15 protein-coding genes are annotated in these 17,279 nt (G+C 65.1%); 3 read left to right on the top strand and 12 right to left on the bottom strand.

Features of this window, described 5'->3' with window-relative positions; genetic code table 11:
- Positions 1 to 10 precede the first annotated feature (10 nt).
- The 4 genes from thrC to DND132_RS06835 form a co-directional block, all read right to left on the bottom strand.
- Positions 11 to 1,294: a threonine synthase gene (thrC, locus tag DND132_RS06850; RefSeq protein ID WP_014321987.1), complete on the bottom strand. Its 1,284-nt coding sequence runs from the start codon at positions 1,292 to 1,294 to the stop codon at positions 11 to 13.
- A 73-nt stretch (positions 1,295 to 1,367) separates the two neighbouring features.
- Positions 1,368 to 2,402, bottom strand: coding sequence for a TRAP transporter substrate-binding protein (locus DND132_RS06845; protein ID WP_014321986.1), 1,035 nt, complete (start codon positions 2,400 to 2,402; stop codon positions 1,368 to 1,370).
- A 26-nt stretch (positions 2,403 to 2,428) separates the two neighbouring features.
- On the bottom strand, positions 2,429 to 3,712 hold the full coding sequence (locus tag DND132_RS06840) for a TRAP transporter large permease (RefSeq protein WP_014321985.1): 1,284 nt from the start codon (positions 3,710 to 3,712) through the stop codon (positions 2,429 to 2,431).
- Entirely contained in the window at positions 3,712 to 4,251 is a 540-nt protein-coding gene (locus DND132_RS06835; RefSeq protein ID WP_014321984.1) for a TRAP transporter small permease, read from the bottom strand. Before DND132_RS06835 ends, DND132_RS06840 begins: the two co-directional genes overlap by 1 nt.
- Before the next feature lie 373 nt (positions 4,252 to 4,624).
- On the opposite strand from DND132_RS06835, the gene DND132_RS06830 reads away from it, so the two are divergent.
- Positions 4,625 to 6,391 (top strand): sigma 54-interacting transcriptional regulator, encoded by a 1,767-nt coding sequence (locus tag DND132_RS06830; RefSeq protein WP_014321983.1) that lies wholly within the window; start codon positions 4,625 to 4,627, stop codon positions 6,389 to 6,391.
- Positions 6,392 to 6,748: 357 nt separating this feature from the next.
- On the opposite strand, the gene hydA is transcribed toward DND132_RS06830, so the two are convergent.
- From hydA to DND132_RS06805, 5 genes are read right to left on the bottom strand one after another with little or no spacing between them, the layout of a single operon-like run.
- Complete coding sequence (gene hydA, locus DND132_RS06825) at positions 6,749 to 8,149, bottom strand: dihydropyrimidinase (protein WP_014321982.1); 1,401 nt, start codon at positions 8,147 to 8,149, stop codon at positions 6,749 to 6,751.
- A 20-nt stretch (positions 8,150 to 8,169) separates the two neighbouring features.
- Positions 8,170 to 8,952 carry an ABC transporter permease gene (locus DND132_RS06820; RefSeq protein ID WP_014321981.1) on the bottom strand — a complete coding sequence of 261 codons (783 nt, stop codon included), beginning with the start codon at positions 8,950 to 8,952 and terminating at the stop codon, positions 8,170 to 8,172.
- Entirely contained in the window at positions 8,952 to 9,839 is an 888-nt protein-coding gene (locus tag DND132_RS06815; protein WP_014321980.1) for an ABC transporter permease, read from the bottom strand. The genes DND132_RS06820 and DND132_RS06815 overlap by 1 nt, the downstream gene beginning before the upstream one ends.
- Positions 9,836 to 10,960 carry an ABC transporter ATP-binding protein gene (locus DND132_RS06810; RefSeq protein WP_014321979.1) on the bottom strand — a complete coding sequence of 375 codons (1,125 nt, stop codon included), beginning with the start codon at positions 10,958 to 10,960 and terminating at the stop codon, positions 9,836 to 9,838. The genes DND132_RS06815 and DND132_RS06810 overlap by 4 nt, the downstream gene beginning before the upstream one ends.
- A 3-nt stretch (positions 10,961 to 10,963) precedes the next feature.
- The gene (locus DND132_RS06805) at positions 10,964 to 12,037 is read right to left on the bottom strand and encodes an ABC transporter substrate-binding protein (RefSeq protein ID WP_014321978.1); all 1,074 of its coding nucleotides are present in this window, start codon (positions 12,035 to 12,037) and stop codon (positions 10,964 to 10,966) included.
- A gap of 680 nt (positions 12,038 to 12,717) precedes the next feature.
- Between DND132_RS06805 and DND132_RS06800 the strand changes: the two genes are divergently transcribed.
- Positions 12,718 to 13,029 (top strand): TIGR03905 family TSCPD domain-containing protein, encoded by a 312-nt coding sequence (locus DND132_RS06800; protein ID WP_014321977.1) that lies wholly within the window; start codon positions 12,718 to 12,720, stop codon positions 13,027 to 13,029.
- Between the two features lie 29 nt (positions 13,030 to 13,058).
- Here DND132_RS06800 and DND132_RS06795 read toward each other — a convergent pair whose 3' ends face one another.
- Positions 13,059 to 13,769, bottom strand: coding sequence for a 4Fe-4S double cluster binding domain-containing protein (locus DND132_RS06795; protein ID WP_014321976.1), 711 nt, complete (start codon positions 13,767 to 13,769; stop codon positions 13,059 to 13,061).
- Between the two features lie 533 nt (positions 13,770 to 14,302).
- Between DND132_RS06795 and DND132_RS06790 the strand changes: the two genes are divergently transcribed.
- Positions 14,303 to 14,926: a hypothetical protein gene (locus tag DND132_RS06790; RefSeq protein WP_014321975.1), complete on the top strand. Its 624-nt coding sequence runs from the start codon at positions 14,303 to 14,305 to the stop codon at positions 14,924 to 14,926.
- 361 nt (positions 14,927 to 15,287) lie between these two features.
- Here the strand turns inward: DND132_RS06790 and DND132_RS06785 are convergent, their stop codons facing one another.
- Together DND132_RS06785 and DND132_RS06780 are read right to left on the bottom strand one after the other, a co-directional pair.
- A complete protein-coding gene (locus tag DND132_RS06785; RefSeq protein WP_014321974.1) occupies positions 15,288 to 16,811 on the bottom strand; it encodes an ATP-binding protein in 1,524 nt (507 codons plus the stop codon).
- Positions 16,812 to 16,846: 35 nt separating this feature from the next.
- The gene (locus DND132_RS06780; RefSeq protein ID WP_014321973.1) at positions 16,847 to 17,275 is read right to left on the bottom strand and encodes a response regulator; all 429 of its coding nucleotides are present in this window, start codon (positions 17,273 to 17,275) and stop codon (positions 16,847 to 16,849) included.
- Positions 17,276 to 17,279 lie beyond the last annotated feature (4 nt).

Genomic DNA, 17,279 nt, shown 5'->3' with positions numbered 1-17,279 from the left:
CCTTTATCGGTTATGATTCTTGGTTTCGCGTGGCGGTGTTCATGGCCTTGTCCAGGGCGTCGAGGGTCGGGGCGATGACCCTGGGCTCGGCGGCGCAGGCGCGGATGGTCGCGTCCACGTCCTTCAGCCCCGAGCCGGTCACCAGGAGCACGCAGACGGCGTCGCTGCGGACCAGTCCCTGGTCCACGGCCGCGTGCAGCCCTGCCAGGGGCGAGGCCCCGGCGGGCTCGGCGAACACGCCGGTGGCCCTGGCCAGTTCGGGGATGGCCTGGAGGATGGCCTCGTCGGACACGCGCAGGAACGCGCCGCCCGTGTCGGTCACGCTCTCCATGGCCTTCTTGCGGTCGCGGGGCAGCCCCGCGGAAATACTGTCGGCCACGGTGTGGGCCCGGATGGCCGGGAAGGTCACCGGGTCGGCCCCAGCCTTCCAGCAGCGGTACAGGAAGTCGCTGCCCTCGGCCTGGACGCCCATGAGCCGGGGCAACCGGTCGATCCAGCCCAGGCGGTACATGTCCAGGAACCCCTTGTGCAGGCCGGAGATGATGCAGCCGTCGCCCACGCCCACGAAGACCGCGTCCGGGCAGCGCCAGTCCAGCTGCTCGCAGATCTCGAAGGCGGCGGTCTTCTTGCCCTCGGCCATGTACGGGTTGAAGCCGGTGTTGCGGTTGTACCAGCCGTACTCGGCGGCGGCCTTGAGGCACAGCTCGAAGGCGTCGTCGTAGCTGCCGTCCACCAGGAAGACCCGCGCCCCGTAGGCCAGGAGCTGGGCCACCTTGGCCCTGGGGGCCGAGCGGGGCACGAAGATGGTGCACGGCATGTCGCTGGCCGCGCACATGCCCGCCAGGGCGGCGGCCGCGTTGCCCGTGGAGGCGGTGGTGATCATGTCCGCGCCGGCCTCGCGCGCCTTCATCACGGCCAGGGCGCTGGCCCGGTCCTTGAGGGAGCCGGTGGGCTGGCGCGAGTCGTCCTTGACGAACAGGGTGTCGAGGCGCAGGGCGCTCGCCAGGCGGGGGCTCTCGTAGAGCGGGGTCCAGCCCACGGCGGCGGCGGGCGCCGGGGTCTCCGGCAGGACCGGCAGGAGCGGGCGGTAGCGCCACTGGCTGCACGTCTTGTCCCGGGCCAGGGTCTGGGGGGAAATCTGTCGCCCGATGGCGTCGTAGTCGTATTGGATGTCCAGGATGCCTTCGTTGCCGTGGTCGGGGCAGACGTAGTCCACCTCGCCGGGGAGGTAGGTCTTGCCGCAGATGGTGCAGCGCATCCCTGTGACGTGATCGGGTCGGGGTGTCTTGTTCATGTCGTCGTAGGCTGAGGTTGAATGGCCGGGCGGCGGGAAGTCCCGCCGCCCGGCGTCATGGTCTTGGATCGGGTTACTTGGAGGCCTCTTTGATGGCGTCCAGGAAGGCGTTCAGCATGGCCTTGCCTTCGTCGCCGAAGTTCTCTTCGAGGTACTTCAGGACGACCGGCTGGGCGGCGGCGCGGAAGCGCTCCTTCTCGGCCTCGGGCAGGGTGTAGATCTCCATCTTGGTGGACAGGAAGGGCAGGCCGCGGTCGGACGCCTCGATGGCGTTGGCGATGCCGCGGGAGACCACGATGGCGGTCTTGGCGGCGCTCTCGACGACGGTGCGCTCGGCCGGGGTCAGGGAGTTGTAGAAGTCCATGTTCATCAGCCAGACGTGGGGCGCGAACAGGTGGTTGGAGATGGTCAGGTACTTCTGGACCTCATACAGCTTGGCGAACTCGACGATGGGCACCGGGTTCATCTGGCCGTCGGCCACGCCGGTCTGCAGGGAGGTGTAGACCTCGGACCAGGCGATGGACACGGGCTGGCCGCCCAGGGCGGAGACCAGCATCTTGTGGGTGTCCAGGCCCATGGTGCGGATCTTCAGCCCCTTCATGTCCTCCAGGGTCTTGATCGGCCGCTTGGAGTTGGTGAACTGGAAGAACCCGCCGGAGTCGGAGAAGCCCAGGCACTTCATGCCGGTCTTGCCGGTGATGTCGCCCGCCAGCTTCTGGCCGAAGGGTCCGTCGAAGACCTCATAGGCCACGGCGTGGTTGGGGAAGGCGAAGGGCACGTCGAGCACGGAGATCATGGGGTAGACGCTGCCCACCGCGCCCACGGAGTGCACGCCGAGCTGGATGATGCCGTCCTTGACCTGCTGGACCACTTCGGCGTCCTTGCCGAGCTGGCCGCTGGGGAAGATCTGGACCTGGACGTCGCCGTTGGTCCCGGACTCCACCAGGTTCTTGAAGACCACGGCGGCCGCGCCGGACGGGTTGTCGAAGGCGCCGTTCTTGTTCAGGTGATGCATCTTGATGACCTTGGCGGCCAGGGCGCCCTGGGCCGAGCACAGCATCAGCGCCGCCACGGCGAGCAGCACGATCACTTTTTTACCGATTCTCATACGATCCTCTCTCATGGTTTGTTCCGCTACATGTCGAGCAGAAGTTTGGGGAAAAACATGGCCAGGTCCGTCCAGAAGGTGGTTATGACGAGCACGCCCACCTCCACGAGTATGAACGGCCACAGGGAGGCGCTGATGCGCTCTATGCGTTCGCCTGTGACCGAGGAGAGCACGAAGATGCAGGCCCCCACGGGCGGGGTCATGAGCGATATGTTCAGGGTCAGGACGATCATTACGCCCGCGTGCACCGGGTTCATGCCGATGGCCTGGGTCAGGGTGCCGAGCATGGGCGTCAGGATGATGAGCGCCGCGTTGATGTCCATGAACATGCCGATGATCAGGAGCATGACCAGGATCATGGCCTTGATCATCCACGGGGTGGTGGACAGGGTCAGGAACGCGTCCGCGATCTGCTGGGGAATCTGCATGAAGGTCATCCACCAGCTCAGGATCGAGGCCGAGGCGATGATCAGGAAGACCACGCCCGTGATCCGGGCCGTGCGGATGAGCATCCCCAGGATGTCGTTGAAGGTCAGGTTGCGGTGGACGACCACGCCTACGAACAGGGCGTAGAAGACCGCGATGGCCGCCGCCTCGGTGGGGGTGACGATGCCGCCGAGGATGCCGCCCAGGATGATGGCGGGCATGATCAGGGCGAGCAGGGAGCCCTTGAAGGCGGAGAGGATTTCCCGGAGCGACGGGCTGCCCTCCTTCTTGGGCAGGCCGAGCTTGCGTCCCAGCGCCACGATCAGCGCCATGCACACCAGGCAGATGAGCAGGCCGGGCAGGATGCCCGCCGCGAACAGCCCGGCGATGGACACGCCCGCCAGCGAGCCGTAGATGACCATCAGGTTGGACGGCGGGATGGTCGGGCCGATGATCGACCCGGCGGCCGTGACCGCGCAGGCGAAGGGCCGGGTGTAGCCCTGCTTGACCATGGCCGGGACCAGGGTGTTGCCGAAGGCGGCGGCATCCGACACGGCCGCGCCGGTCATGCCCGCGAAGAGCACCGAGGCGAGCATGTTCGAGTGGGCCAGGCCGCCGCGCATGTAGCCCACCAGGGCGTCGGCCAGGTTGGCGATGCGCTGGGTCATGCCCACGCGGTTCATGATCTCGCCCGCCAGGATGAAGAAGGGCATGGCCATGAAGGTGAACAGGTTGAGCCCCTCGAAAAACCGCTTGGGGGCCATGACCAGGAAGTTGTCCCCGCCCACCTGGACCAGGCCGACGACGCCCGCGATGCCGAGCACGAAGCCGATGGGCACGCCGATGAGCATCAAACCGAAGAAGACGATGGCGACGGTCAGCATCAGGCGGCCTCCTTCCTGGCGAACATGGGTGTGATCCGGGCGGCGTCGCGGATCATGACCGCTCCGATCTGGATGACCGTCAGCCCGGCGGTGATGGGCACGGCGGTGAAGGGCACGAACATGGTCATGCCGAAGATGGTCGCGAACTGGTTCGCGCCCGACTTGGCCATGGTCACGCCGTAGTACGCCAGGAACAGAAAGAAGCACAGGCCGAGCAGGTCGAGGACCATGCGCGCGGGCAACTGCCAGTTCAGCGGGAGACGGGAGAAGACCAGGTCCAGGCCGATGTGCTCGCGCCGGTAGGCGCAGCAGGGCACGGCCAGGAGCGCGGCCCAGATCATTATGTAGCGGGCCAGCTCCTCGGTCCAGGTGGCTCCCAGGGCCAGGGCGTAGCGCTCGACGATGCCGAACCAGACCACGCCGATCATGGCGGCCACCAGGAGGGCGCAGAGCCGCTCCAGGACGTAGTTCAGCCGGTAGGCGAACCGCTCGACGGCGGCGGCCAGGCTGACGAATGGGGTTGTTTTCTGTGTTTGCATAGTATGGTGGGTTGAAGTGATACCCTTGTGCAAGGACACCCATGCGAAGCAGATACCGTGCCAGTGTTCACGTCCGCCGCGCACTTTTTTGCCGTTTTGGTGTTTTGGTCAAAAGTCATTGTATGCCTGACAATTGGGTGAATCCTTGCGACCCGTCGCACCGGATGGGAACCGCGCAATAACGCTTGAACACCGGGCTGATTACGTTTATGTCACAGGTGTTTTCATTTTGATACCGGCGGCCGTCTTTCCCTGCCGCCGGGCTAAAACGACGCGATGCCGGGTTGTTGCGATCCTCCGCCAATGGTTGCGGCGCAATGTCGGTATCGTTCTGATACGGGGGGTGACGGGACCCCATTGGAGTTGGTGGACGATGGAAGTGAACGTGGAGAACGTGCCCCAGGACCTGTGGGACATCAGCGGGGCGGCCACCCAGTACGCGGCGGTCATCTCGCGGGTGCTGCGCGTGGACGTGGAGATCGTGGACGGCAACCTCTACCGGGTGGCCGGGACCGGGCGGTTCGCCTCTCTGGTGGGCAAGCAGATGTCCTCGGCCAGCGGCGTGTACCGCCAGGTGCTCAAGACCGGGCGGCCTCTGGTCATCCGCGAGCCCGGCTTCTCCGAGTTCTGCGCCGACTGCCCCAACTGGCAGGCCTGCGACGAGACCTTCGAGATGAGCACGCCCATCCTGTACCAGGGCACGGTGGTCGGGGTCATCGGCTTCGTCTGCTTCACCGAGGAGCAGAAGGCCCACATCCAGGACAACTTCGAGGTCTTTTTCGACTTTTTGGCCCAAATGGCCGACATCCTCGCCTCCAAGGTGGTCGAGTCCATGGAGTTCGCCCGCAGCCGCGCCCTGGGCCAGCTGCTCGAGACCGTGGTGGACAAGGTGGACGAGGGCGTGCTCCTGCTGGCCAAGGACGGGCGCATCGTCCGCTCCAACCGCGCCGCCCAGCAGATCCTCGACTTCCCCCTGGAGGGCCAGGACGCCATCACCGTCCGCCTGAAGCGCGGCGAAAACCGGCTGCTCCAGTACACCGAATACACCGTCAGCCTCCTGGGCCGCTCCCACGACGTGGCCGGGAACGAGTACCGCCTCCAGCACGGCGAGAGTTCGAGCATGTTCATGTTCCGCGACGCCCAGCTCATGCACGACGACGCCCTGCGCCTGGCCTCCAGCCACGAGCGTCTCGGCCTGGACGCCATCCTCGGCACCTCGGACGTCATCGTCACCCTCAAGGAACAGGTGGCCCGGTTCGCGGACTCCAACTCCTCGGTCCTGGTCACCGGCGAGTCCGGCACGGGCAAGGAGCTCGTGGCCCGCGCCCTGAACGAGGAGGGCGGCCGCAAGGAGGGCCCGTTCGTTGCCATCAACTGCGGGGCCATCCCCGAGACCCTGCTCGAAAGCGAGCTCTTCGGCTACGTGGGCGGGGCCTTCACCGGGGCCAACCCCAAGGGCAAGATGGGCCGCTTCGAGCAGGCCAACACCGGCACCCTGTTCCTCGACGAGATAGGCGACATGCCCCTGCACCTCCAGGCCAAGCTCCTGCGCGCCCTGGAACAGCGGGAGGTCACCCGGCTGGGCTCCACCCAGCCCACGGCCATCGACGTGCGCGTGGTTTCGGCCACCAACCGCAACCTCGAGGAGATGGTCCACAACGGCACCTTCCGCGAAGACCTCTACTATCGTCTCAACGTCATCCCCATCCACATCCCGCCCCTGCGCGAACGGCCCCGGGACATCCACCTGCTGTCCAAGGTCTTCCTCGAACAGAGCATGGACCGGCTGGACAAGGAAATCCTGACCATCAAGGAGTCCTTCTGGACCGCGGTCAGCGAATACCACTGGCCCGGCAACGTTCGCGAATTGCAGAACTCCATCGAATACGTGGCCAACGTGGTCGATTCCCCGGCCGTCATCACCCGCGAGTCCCTGCCCCTCAAGGTCCGCTCCGGCGCGCGCGAATCCGAATACGCCGACTACAACCTCGAAACCATGGAACGCACCCTCATCCAGCAGGCCCTCAAGGCCTTCGGCGACGAGACCGGCACCAAGGCGGCCAAGGAACGTGTGGCGAACAAGCTGGGCATCGGCATCGCCACGCTGTACCGCAAGATCAAGAGGTACGGGCTGGAATAGGGGGCGGCTTCCGATAGCGGGCCATCCGCACATTTTCTCCTGGGGGGCTTTCACCGCAGCGTAGCCGTCTACGTGAGGATGAAAGCCCCCCAGGAGAAAATGCACGGATGACCCACTCTCGAAAGCCTAGTGCGAACGCGGTAAAAGAGCCGCTGTCGGAATCGCTCCAAAAGGAAAAGACAGGGGGCTTGCCGCGGCCGCACGCCCTTGCCGAAGGCACACAAAAAGTTTGGAAGGGGGGTCCAGGGGGGAAACTTTTTCCAAAAGTTTCCCCCCTGGCCGCCGGAGGCATTCCAAAACGAAACGGCCGACGCGATCCAGGATCGCGTCGGCCGTTTCATTTCGGGCATGCCTGCGTCAGCTGTGGCAGGGGGGGATGCGTTGGCGCGGGGGGCGGGGGATGAATCGGCCCTGGCCGGGGTTGCTGGTGACGAGGTCGTTTTCGAAGACCACGTCGCCGTTGAGGATGGTCAGGGTCGGCGAGCCGGTGAAGGTCATGCCTTCGAAGATGCTGTAGTCGATGGCGTGGCGGTGGGTCTTGACCGACACGGTGTGTTGTTTTTTCGGGTCCCAGAGGACCACGTCGGCATCGGCGCCGGGCGCGACGACTCCCTTGCGCGGATGGATGTTGAAGATTTTCGCGGCATTGGTGGAGGTCACGGCGACGAACTGTTCCGGGGTGAGGCGGCCCTTGGCCACGCCTTCGCTGAAGACGATGCGCATGCGGTCTTCGAGGCCGGGCGCGCCGTTGGGAATCTTGGTGAAGTCGTCGAGGCCCAGGTTGCGCTGGGCCTGGGTGAAGGTGCAGTTGTCGCTGCCGATGACCCGGATGTGGCCGTCGGCGAGCCCCTGCCACAACGCTTCGCGGTGTTCGGCGGAGCGGAAGGGCGGGCTCATGACGTAGCGGGCGGCGATTTCCGGGTCATCGTTGAAGTACACGGACTCGTCCAGGAGCAGGTGGCCGCACAGGGACTCGGCGTAGACCTCCTGCCCGGCGGCTTGGGCGCGGACGACCGCGTGCAGGGCGTCCTCGCAGCTCATGTGCACGATGTAGATGGGCGCGCCCGCGATTCTGGCCAGGGCGATGGCCCGGTAGGTGGCTTCGCCCTCGGCGATGGGCGGGCGGGACAGGACGTGGCCCCTGGGCTGAGTGATGCCCTTTTCCAGGAGCTTGCGCTGCATGTAGGTGATGATCTCGTCGTTTTCGGCGTGCACGGTGCAGAGCGCGCCCAGCTCGCGGGCCAGGGCGAAGCTGGCGAGCATCTGCTCGGGCTCGAGCATGAGGGAGCCCTTGTAGGTGGTGAAGTGCTTGAAGGAGTTGACCCCGCGTTCCTCCACCAGGGTGCGCATCTCCCGGGCGACCTCGTCGTTGAACCAGGAGACCGTGACGTGGAAGGAGTAGTTGCAGGTGGCCTTGGCGGCCCGCTCCATCCAGACGTCGTAGGCTTCGAGGTAGGACTGGCCGTACTTGGGGTTGACGAAGTCGATGACCGTGGTGGTCCCGCCGGACAGGGCCGCGCGGCCGCCGTTGTCGTAGCCGTCGGCGGTGCGGGTCACCGGGGTGGGCATCTCCAGGTGGGTGTGCGGGTCGATGCCGCCGGGGATGACCATGAGGCCCCCGGCGTCGATGACGCGGAAGTCCGGGCCCGCGGCCAGGTCCGCGCCCACTTCCCGGATGGTTTGGCCGTCGATGAGCACGTCCGCGTGCTCCGAGCGGTCGGCGTTCACGACCAGGCCGTTTTTGATGAGTATTTTCATTGTGTTGCCTCGATGTCCGGTCAGGCCTGCACGGAGCGCCGCCGGAACCATTCGCTGATCACGATGACCAGGATGTTGAAGAAGACGATGAGCATGGCCAGGGCGTTCAGGCTCGGGGAGAGGTGGAACCGGAAGTCCGAGGCGACCAGTACGGACAGGGGCTGGGCCCGGCCGCTGGTGAAGTAGGAGACGGTGTATTCGGCGTTGGACAGGACGAAGGAGATGAACGATCCGGCCAGGATGCCGTTCTTCATCAGGGGGAGCGTCACCCGGCGGAAGGTCTGCCAGGGAGTGGCCCCGAGGTCGCCGGCGGCCTCCTCCAGCCGCTTGTCCACGCGGAACAGGACCGAGGCGATGATCACGGTGACGAAGGGCAGGATGATCATGGCCTGGGAGATCCACACGGTGTAGAGGCCCTTGGGGATGCCCACGTCGTTGAGGAAGGTCACCTGGGCGATGGCGAAGATGAGCTTGGGCACGAAGAAGGGCAGCACGAGCAGGGCCAGGAAGGCGGTCTTGCCCTTGAACTTGTGGCGGGTCAGGACCAGGGCGGCCATGGAGCCGAGCACCGTGGTGATGATCGTCACCGGGAAGGCCACGGCCATGGTCGTCACGAGTCCCTTGAAGATGCGGCCGTCGTGGAGGATCTGGTTGTACCAGTCCAGGGTGAAGCCGGTCAGGGGGAAGGCGATCATGTCCGAGGAGTTCAGGGAAAAGAGGCCCATGAGCATGATCGGCAGATAGACGAAACCGTAGACCACGAAGGTGTAGCCGCGCAGGGCGGCCCATCCGGAGAGGCGCATTATTTCGCCCCCCTGATGCCGCGTCCCCAGGGGGACTTGTAGAAGAGATAGACCGTGGCCGTGATGAAGGCGGCCATGGCGGTCAGGAGCACCCAGGCCAGCGCCGAGCCGGTGGGCCAGTCGAAGGCCGCGCCGAACATGTCGTGGATGGCGCTGGTCACGGTCACGCCCGAGGACCCGCCGATGAGCTGCGGGGTCAGGTAGTCGCCGACCACCAGGACGAAGACCATCATGAAGCCCGCGATGAGTCCCGCGCCGGTCAGGGGCAGGACCACCTTGAAGAAGGTGGCCATGTGGCGGCAGCCCAGGTCCATGGCGGCTTCGAGATAGGAGTTGTCCATGGCCTCCAGGGCCGCCCACAGGGGCAGGACCATGAAGGGCAGGTAGTTGTAGGTCAGGACCACCACCGTGGAAAAGGGGGAGAACAGGAGCACCCAGATGGGCTCCTTGATGATCCCGAGCCACATGAGCAGGGAGTTGAGCACGCCCTCGGCCCCGAGGACCACGCGCCAGGCGAAGATGCGGATCAGGTCGCCGGTGTACAGCGGGATGAGCAGCAGGGTCAGCAGGGCGGCCTTGTAGACCTTGACCTTTTTCGCGATGAAGAAGGCCAGGGGGTAGGCGATGACCGAGCACAGGGCCGCGATGCCGATGCCGTAGACCAGGGCCTTGACCACAAGGCCTCGGTAGGTCGAGCTTTCGAGGACACGGCCGTAGTTGGCCAGGGTGGGATCGCGCACGATGGCCACGAAATCCACCTGGAAAAAGCTGTAGCTGAAGAGCACGGCCAGGGGGGCCACGCAAAAGAAGGCCAGGAACAGGACGTTGGGCCCGGTCAGGGCCAGCAGGGTCAGTTGCCGGACGCGGTCGATGCGCTTCAGGCTCATAGCGCGCCGCCTCCTTCGGGGGGCGTGCCGTGGACCACGCGCAGCCGGTGGCTGGGCACGGCCAGGTCCAGGGAGTCGCCGGGCTCGGCCGGGACGTCGTGGGACAGCCGGGCCACGATGCGCTGGCCCGCCACCTCCACCTCGACCATCTTGACGCTGCCCTGGAAGACCACGTGGGTGACCGTGGCCCTGAAGGCCATGGACCGGGTCTCGGGCGCGCCCACGGGCTGGGTGTCCTCGGCCCGGATGCACAGACAGGCGGGCTCGTTCACGGCGACCTTGGGGCTGCACGCGGCTTCGACCTTGCCGAGCACGGTCTCGATGACCGCCGTGCCCGCTGCCGCGTCCACCGAGGCCACGTTCCCCCGGACCAGGTTCGCGCCGCCGATGAAGTCCGCCACGTAGGCGTTGACCGGGGCGTGGTAGATCTCCTCGGGGCAGGCCGCCTGCTCGATGCGCCCGCCGTTCATGACGATGATCACGTCACTGAGGGCGAAGGCCTCCTCCTGGTCGTGGGTGACGTAGAGGAAGCTCATGGCCAGGCGCTGCTGGAGGTCCTTGAGCTCCACCTGCATGTGGCGGCGCATTTTGAGGTCCAGGGCGCCCAGGGGCTCGTCGAGCAGGAGCAGCTTGGGCTCGTTGACGAAGGCGCGGGCCAGGGCCACGCGCTGCTGCTGGCCGCCCGAGAGCTGGGACGGATAGCGCCCAGCCAGGGACTCCATCTTGACGGTCTCCAGGGCCTTGTCCACGCGGCGCCTGACCTCGTCCCTGGGGAGCTTGCGCAGGTTCAGGCCGAAGGCCACGTTGTCGGCCACCTTGAGGTGCGGGAACAGGGCGTAGTTTTGGAAAACCGTGTTGATCGGGCGCTCGTAGGGCATGACGCCCATGAGGGGCTGGCCCTGGAGCACCAGGGAGCCGTCGGTCACGGACTCGAACCCGCCGATCATGCGCAGGATGGTGGTCTTGCCGCAGCCGGACGGGCCCAGGATGGTCACGAAACAATTGTCCGGGATGTCGAAGTCCACGCCGTGCACGGCGCGGAACGACCCGTAGTTCTTGGTCAGGCCCCGGGCCTCCAGCAGGACGCTGGAGGCCGGGGTCGTTGTGCAATGGCGGTTCATGTACTAGCTGGCCTTGACTTCGTTCCAGATGCGCACCCACTTGCCGTAGTCGGCCGGGTTCTCCTTCCAGACGAAGCTGTCCATGACGCCGATGTCCTTGATGAAGATGCGCTCCTGCTCCTCGGGGGTCAGCCTGTCGCGGGCCGTGGAGGTGGAGATGGCGTAGGGGCCGTCCAGGGCGAGCTTGTAGCCGTAGTCGGGTCCGATGACGTAGTTGATCAGTTCGTGGGCCGCGGCGGCTCCCTCGGGGGAGGCGTCCTTGGGGATGGCGCAGGTGTCGCACCAGCCGATGACCCCTTCCTTGGGCTTGGCCATGCCCATGTTGATGCCCTTGGCGCGCAGGTCGTAGTAGGGCGGGACCCAGGAGAAGGCGCAGACCACCTCGCCGGTGGCGAACAGGTTGGTCAGGTCGGCGATGGAGTTCCAGTAGGTGCGCAGCAGCTTCTTCTGGGCGATGCAGGCCTTCTTGCACTCGGCCAGCTCCTTGTCGTCCATCTTGAAGATGCGCTCGCGGGGGATGCCCACGTACATGGCGGCGATGGCGATGGCCTCCAGGGCGTAGTCGCGCATGGCCAGGCGGCCCTTGTACTTCTCACCCTCGAACAGGGTGGACCAGTCGGGCTCCTTGTCCATGAGGTCGGCGCGGTAGACGATGGGGTTGATGCCCCAGTAGAAGGGCAGGCCGTAGACCTGGCCGTCCTTCTTGCCCAGCGGGGTGTTCATGAACGGGGCGTACCGCTTGGCGGCGTTGGGGATCTTGGAGAGGTCCAGGGGCTGGAGCAGGTCGGCGGCCACGTAGAGCTCGACCTTGTCCAGTCCGGGGGTGATCAGGTCCCAGTCGGCCCCGCCGCCCGCGCGAATCTTGGCAAACTGCTCGTCATCGGAGCCGATGAACCCCTTTTCAATGGAAATGCCGGTGGATTTGGTGAAGTCGGCCACGTACTTGTCGTAGGCCAGGTTTTCCCAGGTCAGCCAGTGCACGGCTTTGTCGGCGGCCCATGACAGGCCCGGAACCGTGCCGAGCATGGTGCCCATGGCGCCCATGGCCGAATATTTCAGGAACTCCCTTCTGCGCATATGTCCTCCTTGTGTGGCGCTGCTCGGATGGCAGACGTGCGTTGTTGATATGCACAACATGAGCAATATGCGTACCAGCGCGACGGAGTTAGATGTCTAAGTTCTTCAAAATGTAAAAAACGATCATTCAATTATGGCATGCATCATTCTGTTTTGCCGTTATTGCAAAAATCGGCAACCCTTGACCCGCCTTGCTTCCGGCCGTTTTCGCCCCGGTTCGACCAGACCTCGGCCGGGCCGGGAGCCGGTCCCGGATCCGTCCGTCCACGGTCCGAAAGGGACGTGTCGGGTTACCCTTTGGCGGGGCATCGTTTGTATCATTTTGAGAACATGCGGTGGGGCAAATGGCTGCGGCCAAGTTTCAACCCGTTGATATGGCGACTTTTCGCGCCTTCGCTCAAGAAGAAAGGGGGGCGTTATCGGATTGATACTGTGGTTGACAATTATGTGGCATACAAAGGGGCGGGGAGTGGGAAAAGGGAGCGATTTGTCCTTGCGCAGGATGCCTCCGGGGGGTATGTTGCCTCCTCCGTCGGCACGCCGGGCGCGCCGGGTCCCGGTGGCCTCGTCCCGGACCGTCAACCGCCGCAGGGCGGCAAACGGTTGGCCAGCAGATCCGCCGGACCGGGAATCGGCCTCGAAAACCGTCAACGCAACCTCAACCCCATGCATCTTCCGTCATGAAAGCCAATCTCTCCGAACTCACCCCGCTCTCTTCTTTCGGCATGGCCGCCGCCCAGGCTGACGACCGTGAAGTCTTCAAACCCGAAAACGTCTGTTCCAAGCTGATCCGCTACAAGGTCGAGGACGGCTGCCTGACCCGCCTGCAATTCACCGGCGGGTGCGACGGCAACCTCAAGGCCATTGCCGCCCTGCTGGAGGGCATGCCCGTCGAGGAAGTGATCGACAAGCTCAAGGGCATCACCTGCGGCAGGAAGAACACCTCCTGCGTGGACCAGCTCTGCGTCGCCCTGCTGGGCGATGCCCACTGATCCGGAGCGTCTTTCGTTCGGGCGGTTCGTCAGGCCGCCGGAGCCCGTTTCTTCGCGCCCCAGGGGCAGACCTTGATGCACACGCCGCAGATGGACGTGCCGATGTTCTCCATCTTGGCGCAGACCTCGCGCACGTGGTGCACGCAGCGCTCGAAGTGCAGGGCCTCCTCCCGTGACGCGTAGTGGGACTCCGTGTTCACGTTCCGGATGGCCCCGGCCGGGCAGGCGTCCGTGCACCGGGTGCAGCTCCCGCAGCGGTTCTTGAGCGGTTCGTCCGGGGTCAGGTCCGCGTCCACCAGTATGGAGACCAGGCGGATGCGCGGGCCGTATTGCGGGCTGACCGTGAGCAGGCTCTTGCCCTGCCAGCCGATGCCCGCGGCCACGGCCACGGCCTTGTGCGACAGGAAGGACATGTTGTTGCGCACGTCCAGCACCTGGCTGGCGGGCAGGGGCATGGCCCGGCCGCCGAGCTCCTCGACATAGCGGGAAACCCGCAGGGCCGCCTCGTCCAGGAGCGCGTTCACCCGCTGATAGTGCGCGGCGTAGATGGGCGTGGGCCGGTCCGTGATGGTCTCGATGATCGGATCGCTCAGGGCCACGGCCAGGGACACCGCGTAGCGGAATCCGTCCAGGAGGTCCGGGGGCATGGTCTCGATCCCCCGCAGCCTCGCCAGGTCCGCGATGCGGGCCACGGTGGCGCCCGCGCTCACGGCGTACTGCTTGAGTATTTCGCTGTCCATGGGGACAGGCTACCAGCGCCCGCCCAGCCTTTCAAGCGCTCCCACGCAGCGGTGGGCGCTTCCGTCGATTCCCATCCATGGTTCCGCCCCGCGCCCATTTGTCGGCATTTTGCCCTTGCCGTTCTTGTCTCCGTCCATTTCTTTTCGGCCTGCACATTCCCATTTACTTCCCTATTCCCTTCCCTCACCCCCCCGGTCTGCACGTTTCCACTCCCTGTGGTTTTTCTTTCGCCCCTCTGAGCCTTACGGCTCCTTTCCCGCCTGTTCCCCCTCTCACCCCCAGGCATCCCTTTCCTTCCGCGCTTCGGACGTGAATACGCCGTTTCGGATGCGCAAGGCCCATGGCAATGGTTTGGCAATATCGCGCCAGCAAAAAGGATATCTGGCAACACGATATTTGCGACAGATCACGCAAGTATAATTATCTAATAATATCAATCAAGTGAAAAAAATATTTTGATTTGGCCCCCTCCGGCATGCCCTATGCAAAGTGGAGAAACAGAAAACGCGACCAGCCAAAAGGAGTATGGATAATGGAAATAATTTTTAGCGCACACGGTCATTCTTGTGACCTTGCCCTGCATCCGGTTTCCGAGAAGACGGCCCGCACCATCGAGAAGTACGGCCCCGACGTCTATTCCATGAAGGCCTTGGAATGGTGGCGCAAGGGCAACACCGCCACCTGGGGCATGCGCATCGACGACATGTGCAATATCCAGGTAACGGTGGATGGCAAGCCGGTGGAGTTCGATTACGGCAACATCATCGCCCACCCCCTACAGATTCGCCGACGCATGTTCCTGGACAGCCGGGCAAAGTATCTCTGCGTGCTCGGCTTCGACAACGAAATTTGCAAGTTTTCCTGGAAGTGGAGCAATGTCTCCGAGTACGACCCCTCCAAGTTCGAGTTCATGGTTCACCAGTGGGACCGCATCATGGGCGAAGAGGGCTACTACATTCTGGACGAAATCCGCTACGGCAACGAGTTCGCCACCAGCCACGACTGGTGCGACGCCTCGGGTTTCACTCTGGTGGCTCCGCGCATCATCGACCTCGACGAGGTCCGGCGCGAGTTGGCCCAGGGCGGTCCGGAGCACATGGGCCCCGCTTTCCCCTCCCCCCAACACACCACACCTTCTCCCAAGTCCCCGGAGTAAGTCCGGGCACTCCTCTTCCCGTCAGGGGCATCCGCAAGCCCCGCAGGGCTGGCCCCGTGCACTTCCTGTGCGCGGGGCCTTAGCTTTTCCAGCGGGCCTGGCGTGGAAGGTCCCGGCCCGCCGGTTCGCATCGTGCCGGACGGCCGCTGACGGCATGTCCGGTGTCGTGTCGGGGCAGGCTCGGCGTGCGCCCGGGCCGAGCGAAGGGTCCGGCGCTCCCGGAGCGCCCGGCGGCACGCATCGACCATGCTCCCAATTCCCGGCTGCGGAGACCTCGAACCGCCGCCGCGCCGGGCCCTGAAACGCCGGAACCCCCGTGCCGTGTGGCGCGGGGGTTCGCTGCTTGGGGTGGGGGAGGGGTCTAGGTATCGTTATCGGCCTTCACGGGCGGGTGGTCCACGTCCATGGCCGGTTGCAGGTGCAGGGTCACGGTGGTGCCCTTGCCGGGGCGGCTGGCCAGGGTCACGCTGCCCCCGGACTCCTCGATGATCTTCTTGATCAGGGGCAGTCCCAGGCCGTTGCCGTCGGCCTTGGTGGAGTAGAAGGGGTTGAAGGCGCGGTCCAGCTCGGTCTCGCTCATGCCCGTGCCCGTGTCGATGATGCGCACGACCACGTCGCTCTTGCCCATGGTCAGGTCCACGACGATCTGGCCGCCGCCGGGCATGGCCTCGATGGAGTTCTTGATGATGTTCACCAGGCACTGCTTGAGGGCGTCGGCGTCCCCCTGGACCGCGGGCAGGTTCGCCTCGGGCCGGACCAAGATGTTGTAGCCCTGGCGTCCGTAACCCACGTCCATGAGCTCGGCCACGTCGCGGCACACTGCCACCAGGTCCACGGCCGCGCCGGGACCGGGCGCGGGGCGCACGAAATTGAGCATGTTGGTCAAAAGCTTGTCCAGACGGAGGGTCTCCTCCACGATGATCTGGACCTTTTCGCGCTCCTGTTCGTCCAGCTTGGGCGAGCGCAGCAGGGCGTTGGCGAACCCGCCCACCGCGTACAGCGGGTTACGGATCTCGTGGGCCAGGTAGGTGGATATCTCGCCGATGATGGCGAACTTGTCCTGCTGTTGCTGGTACTTCTCGCGCTGGGTCCGCTCGGTGATGTCGCGGTGCATGACCATGATGTGGGACATTTGCCCGCGCATGTCGAAGATCGGGTAGGCATAGAGCCGGTAATACTGGAGCAGGCCGCTGCCGTTGACCCGGGTGACCATGGCCTCTTCCTTGCGGCCGCTGAGCAACGTCTTGTGGAAGGGGCAGACCGGGTCCAGTTGGTTGCAGAAGGGGGAGCCGTCGCGCAGCCGGGCGGCCTCCCAGCACGGCTTGCCGAGCAGCTCCTTGCGCGGTACGCCCGCCCGCTGCCAGACCGTGCGGTTCAGGTCCTGGATGTCGCCGCTCTTGTCCAGGAGAAAGATGTCCTCGCGGATCTCGTCGATGATGGACTGGATCAGGGTGCGCTGGTGGTCCAGGCTGGTCATGTAGTGGCCCTTGACCACGGCCATGTCGTGCAGCCCGCACAGGAAGACCAGTTCCCGGTGGTCGATGAGCGAGACGGAAGCGGGCAGCTCGTGCCGCAGCCGGGCCGCCACGCCCCGGTCGCCGGTGATCTCCACCACCAGGTTGATCTCGGGGTGGGCGTCGAGCATCTCCCGGTAGGTCGGATAGATGGGACAGGTCTCGCAGTCCTCGGGCAGGGTTTCGCCGGGGCCGGTGTCGCTGATGGCCGCCAGGCACATCTCGGGCAGAAATTCGCGGAAGGCCTCGTTGTAGATGATGTCGAGCAGGACCCGGAGCATGGAGCCGGTGCCCACCACGCCCACGTTGAACGGGCCGAGCGATCCGTTCCAGTAGCAGATGCCGAGGTTCTCGTATGCGAAATCGTCCATGAAACCCTCCCGGGCCTTGCGCCGGGTCCGGCGGCCTAGCGCCCTCCGGACCCGTCTATCAGTTCCGACACGCCGATCTCCCCGTGGCGCAGCAGCTTGCGCTCCAGGGCCCGCTGCACGGTCTCGATAATCTCCGGCATGGACGCGGGCTTGAGCAGGTAGTCGAAGACCCCGTTGTGCAGCAGCTTCATGGCGTCGCTGATGGAGGTGTGTCCGGTCAGGCAGACGGTCTCCACGTCGAAACCCTGGAGCTGTATTTCGTTGAAGGTCTCCGAGCCCGACATGCCGGGCATCTTCATGTCCAGCAGGACCACGTCGAACTCGTTCGTGGCCAGTTTGTTCAGGGCGTCGAGCCCGTTTTCGGCCGCGTCCACGGTATAGCCCTCCGCGCGCAGCAGACGGCACAGGGACTGCCGGAACCGGTCCTCGTCGTCCACAACGAGGATTCTCGCCTTATTGGTCATGATA

The sequence above is a fragment of the Pseudodesulfovibrio mercurii genome (assembly GCF_000189295.2).
GTDB lineage: Bacteria > Desulfobacterota > Desulfovibrionia > Desulfovibrionales > Desulfovibrionaceae > Pseudodesulfovibrio > Pseudodesulfovibrio mercurii.
This window is presented reverse-complemented; position numbering and strand designations above follow the sequence as displayed.